Origin of the sequence: Pseudoduganella aquatica (genome assembly GCF_020865585.1) — a bacterium.
Classification (GTDB): domain Bacteria; phylum Pseudomonadota; class Gammaproteobacteria; order Burkholderiales; family Burkholderiaceae_D; genus Rugamonas; species Rugamonas aquatica_A.
The window spans coordinates 266793-289456 of record NZ_CP086370.1 but is presented as its reverse complement, the minus strand read 5'-3'; the positions used below and the strand labels follow the sequence as shown (position 1 = coordinate 289456).

At 65.8% G+C, this 22664-nt stretch carries 22 protein-coding genes and 1 tRNA gene; 4 read left to right on the top strand and 19 right to left on the bottom strand.

Going from position 1 to position 22664, the window contains the following annotated elements; all coding sequences use genetic code 11:
• The first annotated feature begins 19 nt into the window (after positions 1–19).
• Positions 20–1327, top strand: coding sequence for a DUF3034 family protein (locus KT882_RS01195; protein WP_407682030.1), 1308 nt, complete (start codon positions 20–22; stop codon positions 1325–1327).
• Positions 1328–1370: 43 nt separating this feature from the next.
• On the opposite strand, the gene KT882_RS01190 is transcribed toward KT882_RS01195, so the two are convergent.
• The 6 genes from KT882_RS01190 to KT882_RS01165 form a co-directional block, all read right to left on the bottom strand.
• Positions 1371–2156, bottom strand: a complete 786-nt coding sequence (locus tag KT882_RS01190) for a PEP-CTERM sorting domain-containing protein (protein ID WP_228894161.1) — start codon at positions 2154–2156, stop codon at positions 1371–1373.
• A 148-nt stretch (positions 2157–2304) separates the two neighbouring features.
• Entirely contained in the window at positions 2305–2814 is a 510-nt protein-coding gene (locus tag KT882_RS01185; protein ID WP_161070333.1) for a TlpA disulfide reductase family protein, read from the bottom strand.
• Positions 2815–2816: 2 nt separating this feature from the next.
• Positions 2817–3440 (bottom strand): BON domain-containing protein, encoded by a 624-nt coding sequence (locus KT882_RS01180; protein WP_161070334.1) that lies wholly within the window; start codon positions 3438–3440, stop codon positions 2817–2819.
• Entirely contained in the window at positions 3433–4029 is a 597-nt protein-coding gene (locus KT882_RS01175; RefSeq protein ID WP_093553779.1) for a phosphoheptose isomerase, read from the bottom strand. Before KT882_RS01175 ends, KT882_RS01180 begins: the two co-directional genes overlap by 8 nt.
• A gap of 63 nt (positions 4030–4092) precedes the next feature.
• Positions 4093–4449 (bottom strand): YraN family protein, encoded by a 357-nt coding sequence (locus tag KT882_RS01170; RefSeq protein WP_161070335.1) that lies wholly within the window; start codon positions 4447–4449, stop codon positions 4093–4095.
• Positions 4450–4457: 8 nt separating this feature from the next.
• Entirely contained in the window at positions 4458–5672 is a 1215-nt protein-coding gene (locus KT882_RS01165; RefSeq protein WP_267478634.1) for a penicillin-binding protein activator, read from the bottom strand.
• A gap of 111 nt (positions 5673–5783) precedes the next feature.
• On the opposite strand from KT882_RS01165, the gene rsmI reads away from it, so the two are divergent.
• Together rsmI and KT882_RS01150 are read left to right on the top strand one after the other, a co-directional pair.
• On the top strand, positions 5784–6695 hold the full coding sequence (rsmI, locus tag KT882_RS01155; RefSeq protein ID WP_161070337.1) for a 16S rRNA (cytidine(1402)-2'-O)-methyltransferase: 912 nt from the start codon (positions 5784–5786) through the stop codon (positions 6693–6695).
• A gap of 127 nt (positions 6696–6822) precedes the next feature.
• Positions 6823–7473 (top strand): hypothetical protein, encoded by a 651-nt coding sequence (locus tag KT882_RS01150; protein ID WP_161070338.1) that lies wholly within the window; start codon positions 6823–6825, stop codon positions 7471–7473.
• A 19-nt stretch (positions 7474–7492) separates the two neighbouring features.
• Here KT882_RS01150 and KT882_RS01145 read toward each other — a convergent pair whose 3' ends face one another.
• Positions 7493–8164 (bottom strand): hypothetical protein, encoded by a 672-nt coding sequence (locus KT882_RS01145; RefSeq protein ID WP_161070339.1) that lies wholly within the window; start codon positions 8162–8164, stop codon positions 7493–7495.
• Positions 8165–8284: 120 nt separating this feature from the next.
• Here KT882_RS01145 and KT882_RS01140 point away from each other — a divergent pair.
• Positions 8285–8361: transfer RNA gene (locus KT882_RS01140), tRNA-Pro, on the top strand.
• Positions 8362–8464: 103 nt separating this feature from the next.
• Here the strand turns inward: KT882_RS01140 and KT882_RS01135 are convergent.
• From KT882_RS01135 to KT882_RS01080, 12 genes are all read right to left on the bottom strand, one after another.
• Entirely contained in the window at positions 8465–9376 is a 912-nt protein-coding gene (locus KT882_RS01135) for a hydroxymethylglutaryl-CoA lyase (protein ID WP_228894160.1), read from the bottom strand.
• A gap of 15 nt (positions 9377–9391) precedes the next feature.
• Positions 9392–10324, bottom strand: a complete 933-nt coding sequence (locus KT882_RS01130) for a 2-hydroxyacid dehydrogenase (protein WP_228894159.1) — start codon at positions 10322–10324, stop codon at positions 9392–9394.
• Between the two features lie 11 nt (positions 10325–10335).
• Positions 10336–12390 (bottom strand): acetyl-CoA carboxylase biotin carboxylase subunit, encoded by a 2055-nt coding sequence (locus tag KT882_RS01125; protein ID WP_228894158.1) that lies wholly within the window; start codon positions 12388–12390, stop codon positions 10336–10338.
• 58 nt (positions 12391–12448) lie between these two features.
• Positions 12449–13492 (bottom strand): biotin synthase BioB, encoded by a 1044-nt coding sequence (bioB, locus tag KT882_RS01120; RefSeq protein WP_228894157.1) that lies wholly within the window; start codon positions 13490–13492, stop codon positions 12449–12451.
• Between the two features lie 13 nt (positions 13493–13505).
• Entirely contained in the window at positions 13506–14375 is an 870-nt protein-coding gene (gene bioD, locus KT882_RS01115; RefSeq protein WP_228894156.1) for a dethiobiotin synthase, read from the bottom strand.
• The gene (gene bioF, locus KT882_RS01110; protein ID WP_228896819.1) at positions 14365–15561 is read right to left on the bottom strand and encodes an 8-amino-7-oxononanoate synthase; all 1197 of its coding nucleotides are present in this window, start codon (positions 15559–15561) and stop codon (positions 14365–14367) included. Before bioF ends, bioD begins: the two co-directional genes overlap by 11 nt.
• Positions 15561–16910 (bottom strand): adenosylmethionine--8-amino-7-oxononanoate transaminase, encoded by a 1350-nt coding sequence (gene bioA, locus KT882_RS01105; RefSeq protein WP_228894155.1) that lies wholly within the window; start codon positions 16908–16910, stop codon positions 15561–15563. The genes bioF and bioA overlap by 1 nt, the downstream gene beginning before the upstream one ends.
• A gap of 10 nt (positions 16911–16920) precedes the next feature.
• Complete coding sequence (locus tag KT882_RS01100; protein ID WP_228894154.1) at positions 16921–17706, bottom strand: enoyl-CoA hydratase/isomerase family protein; 786 nt, start codon at positions 17704–17706, stop codon at positions 16921–16923.
• Between the two features lie 10 nt (positions 17707–17716).
• Positions 17717–19339: a carboxyl transferase domain-containing protein gene (locus KT882_RS01095; protein ID WP_228894153.1), complete on the bottom strand. Its 1623-nt coding sequence runs from the start codon at positions 19337–19339 to the stop codon at positions 17717–17719.
• Between the two features lie 45 nt (positions 19340–19384).
• Complete coding sequence (locus KT882_RS01090) at positions 19385–19804, bottom strand: YchJ family protein (protein WP_228894152.1); 420 nt, start codon at positions 19802–19804, stop codon at positions 19385–19387.
• A gap of 98 nt (positions 19805–19902) precedes the next feature.
• Positions 19903–21171, bottom strand: coding sequence for a D-amino acid dehydrogenase (locus KT882_RS01085; RefSeq protein WP_161070349.1), 1269 nt, complete (start codon positions 21169–21171; stop codon positions 19903–19905).
• Positions 21172–21271: 100 nt separating this feature from the next.
• Complete coding sequence (locus tag KT882_RS01080) at positions 21272–22633, bottom strand: serine hydrolase domain-containing protein (RefSeq protein WP_228894151.1); 1362 nt, start codon at positions 22631–22633, stop codon at positions 21272–21274.
• Positions 22634–22664: the final 31 nt, after the last annotated feature.

The window sequence follows — 22664 nt, the reverse complement described above, 5'->3', positions numbered from 1 at the left end:
TCGCTCCAAGGACAAGCACATGATGAAACTCGCCACGGCCGCCACCCTCGGCCTGCTGCTCGCCTCCTCCCTGGCCTGCGCGCAGACGCCGTACACCGAAGACTCCACCTACCAGGGCATGGGAGGCAAGGAGGGCATCAAGAAGATTACCGATACCTTCGTCGCGCTGATCACCTCCGACCCCCGCATCAAGGAAAGCTTCAACGACTTCGACATCCCGCAGCTGAACCAGCGCCTGCAGGAGCAGTTCTGCGAATTCGCCGGCGGCCCGTGCAAGTACAGCGGCAAATACCGCGACAAGACCATGGACGGCGTGGGCACCGTGCGCGACATGAAGTCGGTGCACATCGACCTGAAGATCACCAACGCCCAGTTCAACGCGCTGGCGGAAGACCTGCAGATCGCCATGGAGCAGCACGGCGTGCCGAGCAGCGTGTCGAACAAGCTGATCGCCAAGCTGGCGCCCATGCAGCGCGACATCGTCACCGCCTCGCCCGGCGTGCAAAGCAAGCCGGACATGGGCAAATTCCTGGCCACCGGCGGCGTGAGCCAGCTGGAAGGCGCGGGCGGCGGCGGCCTCACGCCGTGGGCGCTGATCACCGGCTACGGCTCGCGCGACAGCTGGGCCGCGAACGCCCACTACACGCACGTGAAAACGCAGGATTATTCGCTGGGCACTTACGGCGTGGCGGTCGGCGTGGGCGACCGGCTGGAATTGTCGCTGGCGCGCCAGGACTTCAAGGGCAGCCTGGCGCCGCTGAACGCGCTGCAGATCAAGCAGGACATCGTCGGCCTCAAGGTGCGCCTGCTGGGCGACGCGGTCTACGAGCAGGACGTGTGGGTGCCGCAGGTGGCCGTGGGCATCATGTACAAGAAGAACAAGGGCATAGGCGGCCTGGGCGCGCTGGGCATCACCAGCGTCACGCAGCTGGGCGCCAAGGACGACAGCGGCTACGACTACTACGTGTCCGCCACCAAGGTGCTGTTCGAGCAGAGTTTGCTGGTCAACGGCACGCTGCGCGCCACCAAGGCCAACCAGATGGGCATACTGGGCTTTGGCGGCGACCAGGGCGACCACGCCAAGCTGATGCCGGAAGTGTCGGTGGCGTATTTAATCAACCGCAAGCTGGCGCTGGGCGCCGAATACCGGCACAAGCCGCACAACCTCGGCGTGGACCCGGAAAAAGCCTATTACGACGCCTTTGTGGCCTGGTTCCCGACGCGCAATGTGTCGGTCACGGCGGCCTACGCCCATCTGGGCGAGATCACCGTGTTCAACAAGAAGAAGCAGAAGGGCTGGTATTTGTCCGTACAGACAGGCTTCTGACGGTCAGACCTTGGGGGCAGACCCCAGGGTCCGACCCCAGCCTTTAGCGTACCGATTTGCGGCGCATTGCCGCCAGGCCGAACAGGCCGAGGCCGAGCAGCGCCAGGCTGCCAGGCTCAGGAACGGAATTCCTCAGCACCAGCACTTCCAGGTTTTTCACCGTGAACTGGCCCGCGTTGTAGGCGAAAGTCCAGTCGGGATTGCCCGATCCGCCCACCTGGGTGCCCAGGCCGATGTCGCTGTAGTTGCTCGAGCCGCCCCAGTTGTTGTAGTCCAGGATGGACTGGCCGGCGCCGTAGTTATGGATCTGCATGGAGCCGTAGTTGTTGGCAAAGTCCGAGCGGTCGCCGAAATCGTAGTTGTTGTTGGTCGCGCCGGGCACGTTGGCGCTGTTGGCGGTGCCGTAATTGTATTGCCAGAATTCGATATTGCCCGTGCCGATACCGGTGCCGGTGGTAATGCCGGCCACGTTGGAGAACACGTTCATATTGCTCACGTTCTGCTGGAAGAAGGCGCCGGACGCCGCATTCGGCACGCCGATCTTGCCCGCATCATTGGTGAACGCGTCCATGGAAACGTAGGCATACATGAGCTGGCCGCCGGCGCGCTGCAGTTCCAGGTAGTAAGCGATGCGGCTGAACGAGCCGTTGGCGATGCTGGCGTGGTTGTCCACCGTGTAAGGGATGCTGTTGAAGTTGAAGCTGGCGACATTGGGCACGGCCAGCGAGTAGGCCAGCGTGTATTTGCTCGCTTCGGCTACTTGCGAGATGGCGCTGGCTTGGGCCAGCAGGGGCATGGCCAGGGCCAGCAGCAGGGACAGTCGCTTCATCGGTAAGATTCCTTGGTGTAAGATATATTAATTCAAAGCAAGTTACATGCCACGAATAAACATTCTTGAGAATCAAGGACTTACGATTTGACGTGGAAACTCCGCGCGGAAACTGTAAAGTTTTCCGACGCGGATGGGAGGCGGGGTTTTAGCCTTGCAGCGCTTTTTCAAGCAGCTTGTGCAGGGCCGGGAACTCCGGCTCGCCCACATAGCGCTTGATGATGCGGCCCTGCTTGTCGATCACGAAGGTGGTGGGCGTCATGGCCACGTTGCCGTAGGCCTTGGCCGCGTCGCCCTTCACGTCCAATGCCACCTTGAACGGCAGCTGGCGCGTTTCGGCGAAGTTCAGCACGTAGTTGGGCGGATCTTCCTTCATCGCCACCGCCACGAACTCCAGGCCCTGCGCCTTGTACTTGTTGTACGTGTCCACCATCTGCGGCATTTCCTTCACGCAGGTGGCGCAGGACGTGGCCCAGAAGTTCACCATCACCACCTTGCCCTGCAGGCTGGCGGGCGTGATCTGCTCGCCCTTGATGCCCAGGAAGGTGACGTCCGGCGCGCTGCTGTGCTGGCTGAGCGAGAAATACGCGGTCACGCCCAGGCCCGCGATGACGGCGGCGGCCAGGGCGGGTTTGATCCAGGCGGTGGAGGAGGACATGATCAGTTCGCTGCAGGTTTAGGCTGGTACTGTTTCCATTCGTCTTCGCTAATATACTCGAAAACCTTGACCACCTTGTACACGCCGCTCACGCCGCGCGCCACGTCGGCGGCGATGGTGCCTTCGCGCTGCGTGACGCGGCCCATCAGGTAGACGTTGCCGCGCTCGGTCACCACCTTGAAGGAGTTGGCCGAGATGTCTTTCATGTCCACCAGGCTGGCTTTCACCTTGGTGGTGATCAGCGCGTCGTTCGAGCGCGAGGTGTAGCTGGCCGGGCCGGCGATTTCCAGTTCATTGGTCACCGACAGCACGCCTTCGACGGCGCGCACTTCGCGCTCCAGGTTGTCCTTCATGGCCTGGTCGCGCACTTCGCCGGTCAGCAGCACGCGGCGGTTGAAGCTGGCCACGTTCACATGGCCGGCGTCGCCCACCAGGTTGGGCAGCTTGGTTTCGACCTTGAAGGCGATGGCCTTGTCTTCGGTTTGCGCGCCGAAGGTGCGGCGGTCGGACGCGGCCAGCGTGCCGCCCACGGCGCCGCCCACCACCAGCGGAACGCAGGCGGACAGCGAGGACAGCAGAACAGCGCCAAATACTACGCGGCGTACCACGGTGCCGGCTTTACTCATTCACATCTCCTCCGAATAGTGCGACGTCGATGCCGTCGCACAAAGCATGTATGGTCACCAGATGCACTTCCTGGATGCGGGCGGTGCGCTCGGCCGGCACGCAGATATGCACGTCGGCGTCGGTCAGCATTTTGCCGATGGCGCCGCCGCCCTTGCCGGTCAGCGCGATCACGCGCATCTCGCGCTCCAGCGCCGCCTCGATGGCCGCCATCACATTGGCCGAGTTGCCCGAGGTGGAAATGGCCAGCAGGATATCGCCCGCCTGGCCGAAGGCCTGCACCTGCTTCGAGAAGATCTCGCGGTAGCTGTAGTCGTTCGCCACGGCGGTCAGGATGGAGGTGTCGGTCGCCAGCGAAATGGCCGGCAGCGGGAAGCGTTCGCGCTCGAAGCGTCCCACCAGCTCGGCGGCGAAGTGCTGCGCGTCGGCAGCCGAGCCGCCGTTGCCGCACGCCAGGATCTTGTTACCGTTGGACAAAGCCGAAAACATCAGTTCGATCGCCTGGCCTATCGGCTGCGCCAGTACGGTGGCGGACTGGATCTTGATTTCGGCACTTTCGTGGAAATGGGAGAGGATGCGTTGAGTATTCATGGTGTGGGATTATAGTGCAGTCGCCCGCCGGGCCGGACAAGCGCTGTTAAATATGCTTACATTTCAGGCATGGGCTTCCAGAACGTTCTTAAGCCAGCTCAATTTGCCTGCATCGATCGCCACCAGGTCGAAACGGCATGGCGGAAGGGGTTTCAGGCGCAGCAGGTAGAACTGGGCGGCGTGGATCAGGCGGCGCTGCTTGGCCGGTGTGACGCTGGCCAGCGCCCCGCCGAAGCCGCCGCCGCCGCGCTGGCGCACTTCGACAAACACCAGCGCCGCCCCGTCCCGCATGATCAGGTCGATTTCGCCGCCCTTGCAGCGGAAATTGCGCTCGACCAGCCGCAGGCCATGCCGCTGCAGATGCGCCAGCGCCTCGTCCTCGCCCGCGTTGCCCTGCATCTGCCGCGTGGTGAGGGGCATGGCGGCGCCTAGGGCTGGGCGGCGGCGGCCGGCAGGGGCACGCCGTTTTTGTAGACAGCAGGCAACATGCGGCGCTCGAACGCAGCCGGGCCGTTGCCGAAATGTACTTTCAACTGCCCGGTCACGCCGTCCAGCTGGAAATCGGCCTGCTGCTTGCGCTGGGCGTTGCGGGCGATTTCATGCGCCACGCGGAAGGCGTCGATGCCGAGCGCGTACAGGCGCTCCATGTCCGCGTCCTTGCCCAGCGGCTGTGGGTAAACCATCACGGCCGGATGGTCGCGCTGGATCTGCCAGGGCAGGTCCAGCAGGCGCACGCCGTCCAGCTCGGGGCCGGGCAGCTGCCTGGCCTTGCCGGGATTGAGCGAGGAGGTGCCGTAGACGGGAATGTCGCCCAGCGGCGGCGCTTGCAGGGCCACGCGCAGCTGGCGCGCCTGGTCAGTGTCCAGCGCGGCAAACACGACGGCCGAGGGTTCGGCCTGCAGCCGCGCGCGCAATTGCACCAGCTCGGCGTCGTTCAGGTAGCCGTTCAGCACGGTCAAGTCGGCCGTCTTGGCGGCGCGGCCCAGGCGCTGCCATTGGGCTGCGAAGGCGCTGGCGCTGCGGCGCTGGTACTGGGCGGGGTTGGACAGCACGTAGGCAATGGCGCCCGGCTGTTCGCGCGCGGCCCAGCTGGCGGCCTGGCGCGCCTCGTCCTCGATGGACAGGCCGATCACCATCATCTGCGCCGGCAGCGTGGTCTCGCCGCGTCCGTCCGGGTGGTTGAGGGCGATGGTGGGCTTCAGCACCAGCGGGCTGGCGGCCACGGCGGTGACAGCGGAACGGGCCAGCGGGCCCACCACCATGTCCTGCTGCTCCAGCGTGGCGGCGTAGACGGCCAGCACGTCCTGCGTGGCGTCGCCGGTTTCAATCACGGTGACGGCGATGCCGGCGCGGTCGCGCTCCCAGGCCGCCATGAAGCCGTCGCGCACCGCCTCGGCGGCCACCCGCAGCGGCTCGGAGCGCAGCGGCAGCATCAGGCCGATGCGGTAGCCGGGCGCGCCATCGGCGCCGGCAGCGGCTTGTGCGCCATTGTCCGGCAGGGCGGCGGGCGTGCCGTTCTCCGTGCCCGGCATGGGCACGGCAAAGGTTTCCACGGCCGGCGGCGGCGGTTCGGGCGGGCGTTCCGGCGCCGGCCGCGCCGCGGGCGGCGCAGCTTGCTGCGGCGGGCTTGTAATTGACGTCACAGGCGCGCACAATTTGCCGGGCGCGTCGCAAGGCGTGCTGCAAGCGCTGGTCAGACTGGCTGCCAGGCACAACAGCAGCAATTTCACTCTTATAGGCAGCATTCAACCTCCATGACAGTACAAGCAACCAGCATCGCCACCCTGCCCGTCCTGGGCGAGACAGCCAACCAGACCTATCCTATCGCAACATTGTATGTAGTGGCGACCCCGATCGGTAATGTCACTGATATAAGTCTGCGCGCATTGCACGTTTTGAGCCTGGTGGACGCCGTGGCTTGCGAAGACACCCGCAACACCGCCCAGCTGATGACCCGTTTCGGCCTGCACAAGCCCCTGATCGCCGCCCACCAGCACAACGAGCGCGAGGCGGCCGAGACGCTGATCGCGCGGCTGCAGGCGGGCGAGCGCATCGCCCTGGTATCGGACGCGGGCACGCCCGCCGTGTCCGACCCCGGCGCGCGCATCGTGGACGCGGTGCGCGCGGCCGGCCTGCGCGTGGTGCCGCTGCCGGGCGCCTCGGCGGCCGTGGCCGCCATTTCCGCCAGCGGCCTGCTGAACGACCAGTTCCACTTCATCGGCTTCCTGCCGTCCAAGGCCAAGCAGCGCGACACCATGCTGCAGCAGCTGCGCAACGTCACCGCCACCATGGTGTTCTACGAAGCGCCGCACCGCATCGTTGAATGCGCCGCAGCGCTGGCGGCGGCGTTCGAGCCCACGCGCCAGGTGGTGTTCGCGCGCGAGCTGACCAAGCTGTTCGAGGAAATCCACCGCTGCCCGCTGTCCGAGGCCGTGGCCTGGCTGAACGCGGACGCGCACCGCGAAAAAGGCGAATACGTGGTGCTGGTGGAAGGCGTGGCCGAAGCCGAGGACGCGCAGGACGCCGAAGCCGAACGCATCCTCGCCCTGCTGGTGGCCGAGCTGCCGTTGAAGCAGGCCGCCGCGCTCACCGCGCAAATCACCGGCCGCAAGAAAAACGCGCTGTACGAGCGCGCCCTGCTGATGAAGGCCGACGCTGGCGCATAGACGCTGGATTGATGTTGATTTGGCAATTGATTTGCGGCCGCTTTCGCAGCATACTGGGCTGTTTGATGCTTAATGTTGTCCATTAGGCCATGCAAGTAACCCATCGCTGTTCTTACAAGGGGCTCTTATGATCTCGTCGGAAGAATTGAGCAAGTTGACTGCCAAGGCTGCAAAAAAAGAGGCTTTTCAAATGGGGAAGGCCAACACGTCGTGGGAGGATTTTGAGACGTGGATGAAGGACAAGTGGGGGCAGCCGCATGCGGCCAAGCTGCAGGCGCTGTACTACGATGCGATCGCAAATACCCAGATACTGGCAGACTATAACGCGGTGTGTCAGCGGTTTCTGAACCTTAATCTGGGAAATTTTCAGAGTTGCAAATTGGGATTGAGCGAGCAGCGTAAAGTGCGTCTTTGTAGTTTGGTCGATGCACTGGACATTGCGCTGCCCGGCAAAGTCGACTTCCAGCCGACCATACTCATCAAGCTGCAGCCCAACTCCGAAGAGGCTGGCGGCAAGAACCGAAAAGAGCTGTTCAAGTCGCAGATCAAAGCCAGCGTTGCCCTGCTCAAGGCGGCTACCGCTTTGCTGAACTATCTATGCGATCTGTCGGATTTGGCGCGGCAAAATATGCGATCCGAGGAGGGAATGGATTTCCGCTTTCTGTTGACCACTGAGTTTTACAAGACGGCCAGCGGCCTGCCGGGAGGCATTTGCCACGTCCAGGTCCATAAGGCTTTGTCCGCCAAGTCCACGCAATTCTTCGTGCGCATGGGATGAAGGCGCCGGCAGGCAGGCGCTACCACTTGCAACCGTGGTCCTTTTTGTCCATGGCCAGCAGTAGCGGCGCCAGCAGGCCGCCCGGGATGCCGTCCTTGCAGTCGGCGCGCGCCGCCCGCGACATCTTGCGCGCCAGCGGCGTCTCACTGGCCAGCGGCTTCTCCGGGATCTGCCCCACCGCCGTGCCCGCCCTGGCCGGATCGCGCTCGTTCGCCACCTTGCGCGCCGAGCGCCGCGCCGCATCCATATCGAATTTTGGCGCCGCCTCGGCCTGCGCCGGCTCCGCGAACGGATCGGCCCGCGCCGCCGGTGCTTCCGACGCGGGCGCAGGCGCCACCCAGGTCATGCCCGGCGCTTCGGCCGCCGGCGCGGCCTCAGGGCTGGTTGCTGGCGCTGGTTTGCGCGCGGTGCGTTCCTTGCGGGTGTCCCTTTTTGGCGGCGGCGGTTCGGCTTGCACCGTCAGCGCTGCGCGCGGCGGCGGCAGTGGCTGCAGCATGGGCGGCGCGACAGGCGCCGGGCGCAGCCAGACCGTGATGGTTTCCCGCGGCGGCAGCACGGGCGCCGGCGGCGTCCAGCCGAAACGGGACTGATACAGCAGCATCACGTGCAGCACGATGGAAATCGACACGCCGACGGCAATGCCGCCCGGCGAGCCATACCGCTCCGCTGCGTAGGAAGTGTGCAGGCGCATGATGTTTTGCTTAATTCGTATGCAGCCAGTGTCCCATATTGAAGAAAAACCTGCATTTCTAAAGTTTTTTCGTCCCTGCCCTTGACCGAAGAAAACCCAGCTTGTATTATCTTGCTTCTTCGGAGTGTAGCGCAGCCCGGTAGCGCACCTGGTTTGGGACCAGGGGGTCCAAGGTTCGAATCCTTGTACTCCGACCAAAATTTAAAAACCCGCTTGATGGCAACATCAAGCGGGTTTTTTCTATTGGCAAACCAATTTAAAAACCTGGGGTCGGACCCATCGGGTCCGACCCCAAGGCTGTCAGCCTGCGCGCTTCGCCGCGATGGCGTTGCCGGCCCGGCTGGAGCCCTTGCGGCCCAGTATCTGCGAAATGTACGCCCCCGCGTCCACTACGATGTCGAGATCGATGCCGGTATGGATGCCCAGCCCGTTCATCATGTACAGCACATCCTCCGTCGCCACGTTGCCGGTGGCGCCCTTGGCGTAGGGGCAGCCGCCTAGACCCGATACCGACGAGTGGAAGATCGAGATGCCCAGCTCCAGGCTGGCGTAGATGTTGGCCAGCGCTTGGCCGTAGGTGTCGTGGAAATGGCCGGACAAGCCGTCGAGCCGGAACGCGCTGATCGCCGTTTGCATCACCGCCTGCGTCTTGCGCGGCGTGGCTACGCCGATGGTGTCGGCGATGTCGATCTCGTCGCAGCCCAGGTCGCGCATGCGGCCCACCACGTCGGCCACGGCGTCCAGCGGCACTTCGCCCTGGTAGGGGCAGCCGAAGGAGCAGCTGATGGAGCCGCGCAGGCGCAGGCCGTTGTCCTTGGCCGCCTTGGCCACGTCCACAAAGCGCGCGATGGACTCGGCGATGGAGCAGTTGATGTTCTTTTGCGAGAACGCCTCCGAGGCCGAGCCGAAGATCACCACCTCGTCCGTCCTGGCCGCCAGCGCCGCCTCAAAGCCCTGCATATTCGGCGTGAGCGCGGAGTAGATGGTGCCCGGCCTGCGCGCAATGGCTGCCATCACCTCTTTGCTGGTGGCCATCTGCGGCACCCACTTGGGCGACACGAAGGACGCCGCTTCGATATTGGCGAAGCCGGCGCTGGCCAGGCGGTTCACCAGTTCCGTCTTCACCTCGGCGGAGATGGTTTCCTTCTCGTTCTGCAGGCCGTCGCGCGGACCGACTTCAACGATTTTGACTTGTTTGGGCAGTGCGTTCATTTCGGTATCCTTGGGTCAGTATCCATGTTCTCGGTTGATGACATCGGCCACCGGCTCGCCGCGTTCCATCTGGCGGATTTTGCCGGCGATCTGCTGCACGCTTTCGCGCCGCAGCGTGAGTGCCGAGATATGCGGCGTGATGGTGATGCGCGGCTCCTGCCAGAACGGATGCTGCACCGGCAGCGGCTCGTTGCGGAACACGTCCAGCGTGGCGGCAGCGATGTGGCCGGACTTGACCAGCGTGAGCAAGTCCGGTTCGGCCACGTGCGCGCCGCGCGCCACGTTGATCAGGTAGGCGCCTTGCGGCAGCTTGCTCATATTGCTGCGGTTGAGAATATTGCTGGTGTCCGGCGTGAGCGGCAGCAGGCATACGGCCACGCGCGCGCCGCGCAGGAAGGTGTCCAGCCCCTCCTCGCCGTGGAAGCACTGCACGCCTTCCATGGTCTTGGCGCTGCGGCTCCAGGCGCGCAGCGGGAAGCCGAATTCCTTCAGCGCCTCCAGCACGCGCGTGCCCAGCACGCCCATGCCCAGCACGCCGACCGCGAAATCCTCACGGTTGTACTGCGGCAGCGGTGACCACTGCCCGGCGCGCGCCTGCGCCTCGTATTCGTCGAAACGGCGGTAGTAGCGCAGCACCGCGTGCGTGACGTATTCGGCCATCTGCACGCCCATGCCCGCGTCGCCGAGGCGCACGATGGGCACGTTGCGCGGCAGCGCCGCGTCGAACTTCAGTATGCCGTCCGCGCCGGCGCCGGTCAGGAACACGGCCTTCACTTCAGCCAGGTCGCGCAGCATGGCCTCCGGCGGCGCCCAGGTGATGGCGTAGTCGCAGGGCGGCGCGGTTTGCTCCGCCTGCCACACCACCACTTCCGCCTCCGGCAGGTGCCGCGCGAAGTCCTTGATCCAGGGATCCGTCTGGCCGTCCGCCCTGTGCAGCAGGATACGCATGCCGGGCCTCCTCAGGCGGCCTTGAAGGCCAGCAGCGGCGCGCCGTCCGTCACCTGGTCGCCCACTGCGTACAGCACTTCTTCCACCACGCCGTCGTGCGGCGCGGAGATGGTGTGCTCCATCTTCATCGCTTCCATGATGACCAGCGCGTCGCCCTTCTTCACGGCCTGGCCTTTTTCGGCCAGCACCGCCACCACCTTGCCCGGCATGGGCGCGGTCAGGCGGCCGCCTTCGGCTTCGGTTTCGCCGGCGTGCGCCATCGGGTCATTGTAGGTCAGCGCGTAGTGCGCGCCGCCGGTGAAGACGTGGACGGTATCGCCGTCGCGGCGCACGCTGCCGTGCCAGGCGGTGTCGCCCAGCTTGATGCTGAAGTCCGCGCCCTGCTGCGACATCAGGCTAAGGCGTTCGGGCTGCGCATCCGGGCAGGACGGCAGGTTGAACAGCCAGTCCGCGTCGCGATAGGTGACCTGCACGTTATAAGCCTTGGCCGGCAGCGCTGCCGCGTAGTCGTCCGTGAAGGACAGGCTGCGCGTGTAGGCGGTGTTCATGCGCCAGCCCAGCGCCGATCCCCACGGGTCGCCTGCGTTGGCGCCGGACTGCGCGGCAGATGCCTGCTTCTCCGCTTCGATCAGCGCCACAGCGGCCAGCGCCAGCGCGCCTTGCGCCGCGGGCTGCGCGGCCGGGAACAGTGTGTCGTGGTGGCGCTCGATCAGGCCGGTGTCCAGGTCCGCCGTGGCGAAGGCTTCGCCTTCCACCAGGCGTTTCAGGAAGGCGATGTTGGCCGCAAGGCCGACGATCTGGTACTGCGCCAGCGCCTGCGACATGCGGGCCAGCGCCTGCTTGCGGTCCGCGCCCCAGACGATCAGTTTGGCGATCATGGGGTCGTAGAACGGCGAGATGGCGTCGCCTTCACGCACGCCGGAGTCGATGCGCACGCCGGACGGATGGCCCGGAATGCCGCCCAGTTCGAAATTGACCGCGTCCGGCGTCGCCAGGTGGCGCAAGGTGCCGATCGACGGCAGGAAGCCCTTCTCCGGATTCTCCGCGTAGATGCGCGCTTCGATGGCGTGGCCGTGGATGCGCAGCTCATCCTGTTTCTTCGGCAGCGGCTCGCCGGCGGCAACGCGCAGCTGCCATTCCACCAGGTCGGTGCCGGTGATCATTTCGGTGACCGGATGCTCCACCTGCAGGCGGGTGTTCATCTCCATGAAGTAGAACGAGCCGTCCTGGTTGGCGATGAACTCCACCGTGCCGGCGCCCACGTAGCCCACCGCTTTGGCAGCGGCCACTGCCGCCTCGCCCATCGCGGCGCGGCGTTCGGCGCTCATGTTGGGCGCAGGCGCTTCTTCCAGGACTTTCTGGTGGCGGCGCTGCACCGAGCAGTCGCGCTCGAACAGGTAGATGCAGTTGCCCAGCGTGTCCGCGAACACCTGGATTTCGATATGGCGCGGGCGCTGCAGGTATTTCTCCGCCAGCACCTTGTCGTCGCCGAAGGAGCTGATGGCTTCGCGCTTGCACGAGGCCAGCGCGTCCTTGAATGCATCCGAATTTTCAACCACGCGCATGCCTTTGCCGCCGCCGCCGGCGGAAGCTTTCAGCAGCACGGGGTAGCCGATACGGTCGGCTTCCCGGTTCAGGAAATCGGCGTCCTGATTGTCGCCGTGGTAGCCGGGCACCAGGGGCACGGCGGCCTTCTCCATCAGCGACTTGGCGGCGGACTTGGAGCCCATCGCGCGCATCGCCGAAGCCGGCGGGCCAATGAACACCAGGCCCGCTTCGGCGCACGCGTCCGCGAACTCGGCGTTCTCGGACAGGAAGCCGTAGCCGGGGTGGATGGCTTGCGCGCCGGTGGCTTTCGCCACGGCGATGATCTTGTCGCCGCGCAGATAGCTTTCCTTGGCGGCGGCAGGGCCGATCAGCACCGCTTCGTCGCACACGGCGACGTGCTTGGCGTTGGCGTCCGCTTCCGAATATACGGCAACGGTCTTGATGCCCAGGCGGCGCGCGGTAGCGGCGACGCGGCAGGCAATTTCACCACGGTTGGCAATCAGGATTTTCTTGAACATGTGGTCTCTCTCTATCAGCTCGTGGCCTTAGATTTTTTTCTTGGCGGCGCTCGGCGGGTCAGCAGGCGCAGCTTTCCTTCTGCACTGACTCCAGCGTGTTGGCACGGGTGGTCAGGCCCAGCTTGGCCAGCAGCGCGCGGTCGTCGTTCGCTTCCGGGTTGTCGGTGGTGAGCAGCTTGTCGCCATAGAAGATGGAATTGGCGCCGGCCAGGAAGCACATGGCTTGCACCGCTTCGCCCATCTGGCGGCGGCCTGCGGACAGGCGCACGCGCGCTTTCGGCATGGTGATGCGGGCCACGGCGATGGTGCGCACGAATTCGAACGGGTCCAGCGGGTCCATGCCGTGCAGCGGCGTGCCTTCCACCTGCACCAGGTGGTTCACCGGCACCGATTCCGGATACGGATTCAGGTTGGCCAGCTGCGCGATCAGCCCCGCGCGCTGCAAACGCGTTTCGCCCATGCCCACGATGCCGCCGCAGCAAACCTTCAGGCCCGCGTTGCGCACGTGGCCCAGCGTGTCCAGGCGGTCCTGGTATTCGCGGGTGGAGATCACGTTGTTGTAGAACTCGGGCGCGGTGTCCAGGTTGTGGTTGTAATAGTCCAGGCCTGCGGCCTTCAGGCGCTCGGCCTGCTGCTCTTCCAGCATGCCCAGCGTGGCGCAGGTCTCCAGGCCCAGGGCCTTCACTTCGCGCACCATTTCTTCAACCTTGTCCATGTCGCGGTCCTTCGGGCTGCGCCATGCTGCGCCCATGCAGAAACGGGTGGCGCCGTTTTCCTTGGCCTGGCGCGCAGCTTCCAGCACGGTGTCGATGCCGAGGATCTTCTTGGCTTCCACGCCGGTGTCGTAGCGCGCGGCCTGCGGGCAGTAGCCGCAGTCTTCCTCGCAGCCGCCGGTCTTGATCGACAGCAGCGTGGCCAGTTCCACGTCGCCCGCCGGGAAGTTGGCGCGGTGGGTTTCCTGGGCGCGGAACATCAGTTCATTGAACGGCAGCTCGAACAGCGCCATCACGTCGTCCAGCGGCCAGGTCGCCGCTTCCGGCAGCTTGATGGCAGGGGTTGGGCGGTGCAGTTCTACGGTCTTTGGTTCTTGCAGGGACATCATGTTTCCTTCACGTTCAGGTATTGTTGCGGCGGGCCGGCCAGTTCGGCAGGCCCGTAAAGTCCAGATGCGCGGCTGCCGCTGCGGCAGTCGGCTGCGCCAGGCGCGGCACGCGGCCCAGCAGCGGTGCGGGTATGCGCTGCGCCAGTGCCGCCACGTTGTCGTCGGCGAAATTCATTTCGGTTTGCAGCTCGTTGGCCACCCAGCCCACCAGCTTCAGGCCGCGCGCGGCGATGGCCTCGGCGGTGAGCAGCGCGTGGCTGATGCAGCCCAGGCGCAGGCCCACCACCAGGATCACCGGCAGGTTGAGCTGCTGCGCCAGGTCGGCGGTGTCGAAGCTGTCGTTCAGCGGCACGCGGAAGCCGCCCACGCCTTCCACCACCACGGCGTCCGTGGCGGCGGCGATTTCCAGGTAGGCGGCCAGGATGGGCACCGCGTCTATGGTCACGCCTTCCATGGCGGCGGCGATGTGCGGCGCGGCCGGTTCCTTCAGCATGTAGGGCGTGGTCAGCGACTGCAGCATGGTGACGTTGCCGGCGGCGGTGAGCTGGTCGGCGTCGTCGTTATGCAGCACGCCGTTGCGCATCTCCGCGCCGGCGGCCACCGGCTTCATGCCGCAGGCGCGCACGCCCTGCTTCACCAGCGCGTGCAGCAGGGCTGACGAGGTGAGCGTCTTGCCGATTTCGGTATCCGTGCCGGTGACGAAGCAGGAGAAGCGTGGCGGCAGGCCCGCGCCGGCGGGCGCCGCCGAGGTGCCGCTTTCCGGCGCGGCAGCGGTATCCGCCGCAGGCGTTGCCAGGCCGACGGCAACGTCGGTATCCGGCGCGGCCACGGCCACGCCAGGCGCGTCGGCGGTGGGCGCGATGCCCGATTTTTCAGCGCTCATGGCTGGTCCTTTCGAGTGCGTTCAGTGCTGCGATGAGCTGGTCCACTTCGGCGGCGGTGTGGCCTGCTGCCAGCGTCACGCGCAGGCGCGACGTGCCTTGCGGGACCGTGGGCGGACGGATGCCGCCTACCCACAGGCCTTGCGCATACAGGGCTGCTGCGGCGCGCATGGTTTCCGGGTTCTCGCCGATGATAATGGGCTGCACCGCCGTATCGGACGGCATGTGCTGCCAGCGCTCCAGCTTCAGGCCGGTGCGCAGCTGTTTCACCAGGCTTTGCACGTTGGCGCGGCGCGCGCGGCCTTCTTCGCCGGCGATGATGTCCACGCTGGTCAGCAGTGCGTGCGCCAGCGCCGGCGGTGCGGCGGTGGTGAAGATGTAGGGACGGGCGGTCTGGATCAGGGTTTCGATCACGACTTCATGCGCGGCGACGAAGGCGCCGCCCACGCCGGCGGCCTTGCCCAGCGTGCCCATGTAGACCAGGTAGGGCGAGCGCAAATTGAAGTGCTCCAGCGCGCCGCGTCCGTTCTCGCCCAGCGTGCCGAAGCCGTGCGCGTCGTCCACCACCAGCCAGGCGCCGTGCTGTTCGCACAGCGCCAGCAGTTCCGGCAGCGGGGCCAGGTCGCCGTCCATGCTGAACACGGAGTCGGTGACGACGATCTTGTTGGCGGCGGTGCTGGCGGCCAGCAGGCCTGCCAGCGCTTCCACGTCCGCGTGGCCGTAGACCTTGATCGTGGTGCGCGACAGGCGCGCGCCGTCGATCAGCGAGGCGTGGTTCAGCGATTCGGAGAAGAACTCGGTGTCCTTGTCGCCCGCCGCCAGGCCGGTCAGCACGGCCAGGTTGGCCATATAGCCGGTGCAGAAGTACAGCGCGCGCGCCGACGCGATATGCGTGCCGACGAATTCGGCCAGGCGCTCTTCCAGCTGCGCGTGGGCGCGGCTATGGCCGCTGATCAGGTGCGAGGCGCCGCTGCCTGCGCCGTACAGCGCTACCCCTTCCTGCAGCGCCGCCATCACGCGCGGATGGCTGGCCAGGCTCAGGTAGTCGTTGCTGCTGAAGCACAGCACTTCGCGGCCGTCCACGGTCAGGCGCGGGCCGGTGGGCGAGTCCACCGTGCGGCGCTTGCGTATCAGGCTGCGTTCTTCGAGCACGTCGAGCCGGGACTGGAGTTTGGTCAGCAGCTCCATCATGCCCCCGCTCCGGCCAGCGTGGCTTCGAACACGGACAGCGTGCGCGCAGCCAGGCCGTCGATTTCCTCGTCGTCGAGGATATAGGGCGGCATCAGGTAAATCGTCGGGCCGATGGGGCGCAGCAGCAGTTCCTGGCGCGTGGCTTCGGCGAAGTAGCGGCGCGAGAACGTCGGTCCCGCGTCGATGGCGTCGAAGGCCCAGATCATCCCTTGCTGGCGGGCGTTCTTGATGCGCTCGTGGTTGGCCAGCGGCGCCAGCGCCTTGGTCAGGCGTTCGGCGCGGACCTTGTTCGCGGCCAGCACATTGTCCTGCTCGAAGATGTCCAGCGTGGCCAGGGCCGCGCGGCAAGCCAGCGGATTGCCGGTGTAGGAGTGCGAGTGCAGGAAGCCGCGCGTGACGTCGGCGCTGTAGAAGGCCTGGTAGATCTCGTCGCGCGACAGCACCAGCGACAAGGGCAGGTAGCCGCCGCTGATGCCTTTGGACAGGCACAGGAAGTCAGGCCATACGCCCGCCTGCTCGCAGGCGAAGAAGGTGCCGGTGCGGCCGCAGCCGACGGCGATTTCGTCCAGGATGAGGTGCACGGAATGCCGGTCGCACAGCGCGCGCACCAGTTGCAGGTAGAGCGGGTCGTGCATCGCCATGCCGGTGGCGCACTGCACCAGCGGCTCGATGATGATGGCGGCGATCTTGTCCCCGCGCTCGTTGAACAGGCGCTCCACGTCGGCGGCGGCGCGGCGTGCCGCATTTTCCGCGCGCTCCTGTGCCGTTTCGCCTTCGGCAGCCTGGCGCGCATCCGGCGACATCACCGTTTGCGTGGCGCGCAGCAGCGGGCCGTAGGCGTCCTTGAACAGCGCCACATCGGTCACGGCCAAAGCCCCTATGGTCTCGCCGTGGTAGCTGCCCTTGAGGCAAACGAATTCCTGCTTGTCCTGCTGGCCCTTGTTGCGCCAGGAGTGGAAGCTCATCTTCAAAGCGATTTCGACGGCGGATGCGCCGTCCGATGCGTAGAACGCGTGGCCCAGGTTGTGGCCCGTCAGCGCGGCCAGGCGCTCGGACAGTTCGATCACCGGCTCGTGCGTGAAGCCGGCCAGCATGGCGTGCTCCAGCGAGTCCAACTGGTCTTTCAGCGCGGCGTTGATGCGCGGGTTGGCGTGGCCGAACAGGTTCACCCACCAGGAGCTGATCGCGTCCAGGTAGCGGCGGCCTTCATGGTCGTACAGCCACGCGCCGCGGCCGTACTTCACCGGGATCAGCGGTACAGTCTCGTGGTGCTGCATCTGGGTGCACGGGTGCCATACACTGCGCAGGCTGCGTGCTACCCAATCACTTGTTTGAGTCGATTCCAAACATACTCCATTAGTTTAGCCATCCGGGCTTGCGCTTCTCCAGGAAGGACGCAACGCCTTCACGGCCCTGCTCCGACGCGCGGATATGCGCGATGCGCAGCGCCGTGTCGGCCAGCAGCGCGTCGGTGACCGGCTGTCCGGCCACGTCGCGCACCAGCGTCTTGGCTTCCTTCACTGCGTTCGGGCTATTTCCCAGCAGCGCCTTGACGATCTCCGCGACTTTCGCGTCGAGACCGTCCGCCGGTACCACCTCGTGGGCGAAACCGATGCGGTAGGCTTCCGCCGCGCCAAAGCGCTCGGCGGTCAGGAAGTAGCGGCGCGAAGCCTGCTCGCCCATGGCTTTGATTACATAAGGTGAAATGGTGGCCGGGATCAGTCCCAGCTTCACTTCGCTCAGGCAGAAATTGGCCACATTGGCCACCACCACCACGTCGCACGCGGCCACCAGGCCCATGCCGCCGGCGTAGCAGTCGCCGTGCACCCTGGCCACCACGGGCTTGGGGCACAGATAGATGGTGCGCAGCATTTGCGCCAGCTGCATGGCGTCTGCATTGTTCTCGGCGTGCGTATAGCCCGCCATTGCCTTCATCCAGTTCAAATCGCCGCCCGCGCAGAAGGCTGCGCCGTTCGCGGCCAGCACCACCGCGCGCACCAGTTCATTGCGGCCCAGCTCGTCGAAAGCCAGCGTCAGCTCGTTGATGCTCTTCTCGTTGAACGCGTTGCGCACGTCCGGGCGGTTCAGCGTAACGGTCGCCAGTGTACCCGCGATTGCCACTTCCAGGGTTTCGTATGCCATATATGCCCCCTTACATGCGGAATACGCCGAACTTCGTGTCCGGGATTTCCGCATTGAGCGCGGCGGACAGGCCCAGGCCCAGCACCATGCGGGTGTCGGCCGGATCGATCACGCCGTCGTCCCACAGGCGCGCGGTGGCGTAGTAGGGGTGGCCCTGGTGCTCGTACTGGTCCTTGATCGGCTGCTTGAAGGCCGCCTCCTCGTCGGCGCTCCACTGGCCGCCTTTCGATTCGATGCCGTCGCGCTTGACGGTGGCCAGCACGGATGCGGCCTGGTCCCCGCCCATCACCGAAATGCGCGCGTTCGGCCACATCCACATGAAGCGCGGCGAGTAGGCGCGGCCGCACATGCCGTAGTTGCCTGCGCCGAAGCTGCCGCCGATGATGACGGTGAACTTCGGTACGGCGGCGGTGGCGACTGCCGTCACCATCTTGGCGCCGTTGCGGGCGATGCCTTCGTTTTCGTATTTGCGGCCCACCATGAAGCCGGTGATATTTTGCAGGAACACCAGCGGGATCTTGCGCTGCGCGCACAGCTCGATGAAGTGCGCGCCCTTCAGCGCGGACTCGGAGAACAGGATGCCGTTGTTGGCGATAATGCCCACCTTCATGCCGTAGATATGGGCGAAGCCGCACACCAGCGTGGCGCCGTAGCGCGCCTTGAATTCGTCGAAGTCGCTGCCGTCCACAATGCGCGCGATCACCTCGCGGATGTCGAAAGGCTTGCGGGTATCGACCGGGATGACGCCGTACAGTTCCTGCGTCGGGTACTTCGGCTCCACGGACTCGCGCAAGGCCATCTGCTGCGGCTTGGTGCGGTTCAGATTCGAGACGATGGTGCGCGCCAGCGACAGCGCGTGCAAATCGTTCTGCGCCAGATGGTCGGCCACGCCGGATAAGCGCGTGTGCACGTCGCCGCCGCCCAGGTCTTCCGCCGTCACCACTTCGCCGGTGGCCGCCTTCACCAGCGGCGGGCCGCCCAGGAAGATGGTGCCCTGTTCCTTGACGATGATGGACTCGTCGCTCATGGCCGGCACGTAGGCGCCGCCGGCGGTGCAGGAACCCATCACCACCGCGATCTGCGGGATGCCCTTGGCCGACATATTGGCCTGGTTGTAGAAGATGCGGCCGAAATGGTCGCGGTCCGGGAACACGTCGTCCTGGTTGGGCAGGTTGGCGCCGCCGGAATCCACCAGGTAGATGCAGGGCAGGTTGTTCTGGTCTGCGATCTCCTGCGCGCGCAGGTGCTTCTTCACCGTGACCGGGTAGTAGGTGCCGCCCTTGACGGTGGCGTCGTTGCAGACGATGACGCATTCCTGGCCCGCCACGCGGCCGATGCCGGTGATGATGCCGGCCGCCGGCGCGGCGTCCACGCCCTTGGCGTCCTGGTACATGCCGTAGGCGGCCATTTGCGAGAATTCGAGGAAGGGCGTGCCCGGATCGAGCAGCATCTGCACGCGGTCGCGCGGCAGCAGCTTGCCGCGCGCAACGTGCTTGGCGCTGGCCGCCTCGCCGCCGCCCTGGGCAATCTTCGCCACCTTGTCGCGCAGGTCGTCGACCAGGGCTTGCATGGCCGACGCGTTGGACTTGAAGTCCTCGCTGCGCGGATTGAGTTTGCTTTCGATGTGCGGCATTCGGATTCCTCTTGTTCTGGTCGCGCTGTCTCCGGCGCGTGCTGTCTATTCGGGGAAAGTACCGTCTACGTAAAACCAGCGCAGGCCCTCGGGGGAGGGCTCGCGCAGAAAGCGGCTGACTTCGTGCAGGCGCTGGCCGCGCCCATTGACGCGGAAGCGTGCCACAAATTCAACAAAGTCTTCGTTCTCTGCTTTACGTTGACGTAAACGTAAAGCAGATTTTACCTCAAGTCCCAGCCATTGCAATTTTTCATCGCTGCGGATGATGGCTTCCTGCGGGCGGGTGCTGGGGTGCCAGGTGGCTTGCAGATAAGGTTCGATGCCGAGGCTGTAGGCGCTGTAGCGCGAGCGCATCAGCGCCTCGGCCGTCTGCGGCAGCGCCGCGCCGTCTATATATGGGCCGCAGCAGGCGGCAAGCGATGGCCCGCCGCATGGGCAGGCCGCTGGGGATTTGGACTTGGACATCCCGCAATTATCCGCCATAACGCGCGCCAAGGTACGTCTCGCGCCCATTCCCGCCCACACCTTACGTGGGGTCAGGGAACTGACCCCGGGGATGGAGATCAGGCAGCGAGGGTCAGGCCGTCCAGGGCGAAGGGGGTGGATTTGCCGCGCATCAGGTCGGCCAGCAGGGTGGCGGTGCCGCAGGCGAAGGTGAAGCCGAGCGGGCCGTGGCCTACGTTCAGCCACAAGTTCGGATAGCGCGTGGCGCCGATGATGGGGGCGCTGTTGGGCGTGGCGGGACGCAGGCCGGCCCAGGCTTCGGCGCGGCTGTAGTCGGCCGCCGTCGGCATGGCGGCGCGCGCCAGGCGTTTCAGGCCGGCCACGCGGTCCTGGTCCAGGCTGGTGTCTTCGCCCACCATGTCCACCATGGCGGCGATGCGCAGGCTGTCGCCGATGCGCGCATACAGCACTTTGCGCTCGAAGTCCGTCACGCTGATCTCCGGCGCGCAGTCCTGTTCGCGGATGGGCGCGGTCAGGCTGTAGCCTTTCAGCGGGTACAGCGGCAGGTAGATGCCGGCGCTGGCGGCCAAGTCGCGGCTCTGGATGCCGGCGGCCAGCACGAACTGGTCCGCCGAAATCCAGCCTTCGCTGGTGTCGATCGCGGAGATGCGGCCATTTTCGGCGAAGATGCCGCGCGCTTCGGCGTGGATCACGCCCTGGAAGCGCGGATGCGCGCGCAAACGCTGTTCCAGCGCCAGGCAGAAGGCGTGGCAGTCGGCCACCGCTTCGCCCTTGTTGTAGATGCCGCCGGCCAGCTGGGGGCTTAGCTCGGCCAGCGCCGGTTCCATGCGCGCGGTGTCGGCCGCCGTCAGCACCTGGCGGTTGCCTTCGGCGTCCGGACGCGCCACGGCGGCGTCGAAGATCTTTTTGGAGCGGTACACCACCAGCTTGCCGGCGTCGCGCCAGTTGAATTCGGACAGCGGCAGCACCAGCTCCAGCTGCGCCATGGCATTGCGGCTCAGTTCACCCAGTTCCAGCAGCTTGGCCGTGGTGCGGCGGTTGCTGGCGGCGTTGCAATTGGCCAGGAAGCTGGCCAGCCAGCGCCACTGGCGCATGTCCGCTTCGGGACGGAAGCGCAGCGGGCCGTCCTCCTGGAACAGCCATTGCACCGCTTTCAGCGGCACGCCGGCGTCGGCCAGCGGGGCGACGTAGCGGTAGCTGAGCTGACCGCCGTTGCGGTAGCTCGAGGCGCTGCCCATGGTGGGCGCGCGTTCCAGCAGCGTGACGCGGTAGCCGGCTTCCAGCAGCCACCAGGCGGATGCCAGCCCCACCACGCCGCCGCCGATGACCACTACCTGCTGTGCGTCTTGCTGTGTACCTTGCTGCATCTGGAGAACCGTTTAATTTAGATGTTTCAAAGTGTGGCGGCAGGCTCTGCTTCTAGCCAATGAATCGTCATGCGCAGGCCATAACCTTGGGTGATGCGCCTTAGTCCGTTTTGCCCAGTACCGCGCGCCGGTACAGCGCCGTCAGTATCAATTCCTCCGAGCGCACCAGGGCCGAATAGCGGCCCGGATACTGTTCCGGGTCGGTGCCGAAGCCGCCTATCAGCGACACCAGGCCGTTGCGTCCGTCCAGGTCGACCGCGAAGGTGGACACCAGGCCGTAGGCTTCGCCCAGGTGGCCCACGGCGCTGAAGCCGCCGCCCTGCACCAGGCGGTTGCCGGCGCCCGGCGTGTCGGCGAAGCGCTGCGCGCCCAGGCCCCAGCTGTGGTACAGGCCGCGCAGGGTGTCACCGTTCCCGCCGCCGCTTTCCTTGTAGGTCCACTGTTCGCTGAACATCAGTTTAATGGTCTCGGGCTTGAGTACCTGCTTGCCTTCGTGCTGGCCGCCGTTAATCAGCATCAGCATGATCTTGCCCATGTCCGGCGCCGAGATGCGCATGCCGCCGGTGGGGCTGAACAGTGTGGCGTTGCTGCCGATCACGTAGCTGGCGATGCCCGCCGGGGCGGCCGGCGGCACCACGCCGTAGTTGTCCACCTGGGCGATCCACGGCCCGGCCGGATTCCAGATTTCGGTGTCGGTGGTGCGCTTGCGGTATAGCGTGGCCGTGTCCGCCACTTCGGCGGGCGAGAATTCGGAGGTGTTGTAGCCGCCGCGCAAGCCCATCGGCGCCAGCAGCAGGCGCTTCATCAGGCGGTCGAAGCGCTCGCCGCTCACGCGTTCCATGATGGTACCGATGACGCCCCAGTTCAGGTTGCAGTAGGTGAAGTAGGCGCCGGGCGCCGCGTTCTTGCCTTGCGCCCACATGGCGCCGGCGCCGTATTTGCCGCCGCCGGGCTGCAGCACGTCGGCCAGTTTGGTGTCCGTACCCCAGGAATAGCCGGCGTCGTCGCGCAGCGTGGAGGTGTGGCTCAGCAGGTGGCGCAGCGTGATGGCGCTGCCGGGCGCGTTCGGATTGCGCAGAGGAAAACCGAGATAGGTGGATACGTCGGCGTCGAGGTCGAGCTTGCCTTCCTCCACCAGCTTCATCAGGCCGAAGGTGGTCATCATCTTGGAGATGGAGGCGATGCGGAACATGGTGGCGGCCGTGACGGGCGCGGTCACGCCGGTGCCCGCCGTGTCGATGCGGCGCAGGCCGAACTGCTGCTGGTAGGCCACCTTGCCGTCGCGGATGGCCAGCACCGACAGGCCGGACAGCGGATGCTGCGCGTCATTGACGACGGCGGCCAGCTCGCGGTCCAGCTGTACCGCAGCCGGGGCCGGAGCCGCCGGAGCCTCGGCCATGGCCTGCATTATCCCGCCTCCCATCAATGCCCATCCCAGCAGTGCGCGCATGCCCAGTTTCATTGCCTGTCCCCCGTTTCATAGTTGTTTGAAT